Below are 2,061 nucleotides of genomic sequence, written 5' to 3'. Positions count from 1 at the left end.
CACCACGTAGGAGGCTCCCCCGTCAAGGAAGAGGGTCTGGGTAAGGGAATACGTTGCCCTCAGCTCTCCCCCATAAAAGCGCGCGTCAACGTTTGTGTAAGAGCGTGCCTTTGTACCGAGTCCCGTGTTGTTGACGTTCGTCTGGTTGTAGAGGGTTATGTAGTCCTTGACGTAGCTGAAAAAGAGGGTGGCGTCCGCGTTAAGACTCATCGTCTTCCACCTCAGTCCCACATCAAGCTCCGTGTTCTTGGAGGGTTTAAGGTTCGGGTTTCCGACCCAGTCGCCGTAAAGGGTCTCCATCATCCCCGACCTGTTCAGCGCAAAGTACCTCTCCTGAGCGTCGGGAACCCTAACGCTGTAGCCAAGACCGAGGAAGAGCTCTCCGGATCTGCTCAGGCTGTAGAAGAGCTGGACGTTGCCCGAGGGGTAGGTGTCCCTCTTGGAGGTTTCCCTCGTGTTGTGGTAGGTGTAGTAAAGCTCCGTGTTAGCCTTTTTGGGGTCAGCCTTCGTTTGGGTGGAGTCAAGCCTGAGACCCGCTACGAGCCTGAGCCTTCTTGAGAGGGCTTTCCTGAGCTCTGTGAAGAGTCCCAAATTGAGAAAGTCAACGTCGGGTATGGTGTTCTGAAACATGGTGCCCATCTGGGTTCTCGCCTTCCAGTTCCAGCTGAAGGACTCAAGCCCGAGGGTCAGGTCTTTGAGCTGGTATTCCAGCTTACCACCGTAGGTGGTAGTTTTGGCTATGGTCTCCATGAACATCGTGGATGTCCTCTTGGAGTTGTTCATCTGGTGGTATATGTGGGAGTAGTAAGTTGTCAGCTTTAGGTTTTTGAGCCTGAGCTTGAGGCTGAGCCTGTCCGCATCGTCCTTTGGGGAGTCCATCATCAGGTAGGGATAGAGCACGTCCCTCGCCTTCTGGGCTGTGTAAGAGAGCTCAGACTCCACACCTTTTGTGGGTCTTATGCCGAGCTTTGCCCAGCCTGTGTTTATCCTGAAGGCGGTGGAGTCTATCTCTGAGGGCTTGTAGTTGGCGTATTCGGTAAACCTCTTTCCCTCCCCCGTCCTGTAGGGCTTTGAGTACCTGTAGGAGTATCCTGCGAGTCCGTAGAGGGTATCCGTAGCGTAGGAAAGTCTCAGAGATGGGCTCAGGTAGGAGAAGGAGCCGAGGGCTAAGTTAAGCTTCCCGTGGAAGCCTTTCCTCGGTTTGTGGGTCTTTATGTTTATGGTCCCGCCGAGGCTCCCGTAGTTCCTCACATCGTAGGGTCCCTTTATCACCTCTATCTCTTCCACCTCTGCGAAGTCTATGTGGAAGGCTGGAGGGTCCATCCTGTTGGGACAGGCGTTGTAGATTCTGGAGCCGTCAAAGAGTACGTTGATGTTTGCCCTCTGAAAGCCTCTCAGGACTATGTCGTTGGCTATGCCTCCCTTCCTGACCTTCCATATGCCTTCAATCTTGGTCAGAGCCTCCCCGGGGTCCTTGGCAAAGCTTTCCCTCACCTCCTGAGGGGTCAGGACTTCTCTTTTGGCTTTTACCTCAATCTCTTTTAGGAGAAGCTCCTGGGCAAAAGACAGGGAGAGGGGAGCTACCAGCAGAAGGGTCCTTTTCATAACTCACCTCCATGTTAATCTTGTGTTAATTTTAACATTAATTTAACGTGAATTTTATCATAAAATTAACAGTATGGAGGGTATCAAGGAGCTCGTTGACTATGGAGTCATAGGACTGCTTCTGGTTATGAGCCTTGTGTCCGTTGCGGTTTCGGTTGAGAGACTGCTCTTTCTGAGAAGCGTGAACCTGAGGAAGTTCAGGAGCAGGCAGGAGCTTGAGGTAGCGCTAACGAGAGGTTTGTTTGTGGTGGCAACGGTGGGTTCAAACGCTCCCTACGTGGGGCTGCTCGGGACGGTATTGGGGATAATGCTCACCTTCTACACAATAAGCTCTCAGGGCTTTGTAAACACGAAGGAGATAATGGTGGGGCTCGCCCTCGCTCTGAAGGCTACAGCGGTGGGGCTTCTGGTGGCCATACCCTCCGTAGTCCTTTACAACTTTCTCCTCAGGAAGGT

At 52.7% G+C, this 2,061-nt stretch carries 2 protein-coding genes; one reads left to right on the top strand and one right to left on the bottom strand.

The features are described from left to right. Nucleotides 1-1,605, bottom strand: a 1,605-nt coding sequence (locus AC1HCM_RS03485; protein ID WP_479460390.1) for a TonB-dependent receptor plug domain-containing protein, incomplete at its 3' end; no start/stop codon positions are given. 73 nt (nt 1,606-1,678) lie between these two features. Here AC1HCM_RS03485 and exbB point away from each other — a divergent pair. Further along, nucleotides 1,679-2,061: TonB-system energizer ExbB (exbB, locus tag AC1HCM_RS03480; RefSeq protein WP_479460389.1), on the top strand; the 383-nt coding region annotated here is incomplete at its 3' end.

It is taken from the genome of Hydrogenivirga sp. (genome assembly GCF_056450045.1).
Note: the sequence above shows the minus strand (reverse complement) of the source record. Positions and strands in the feature narration are given on the sequence as shown.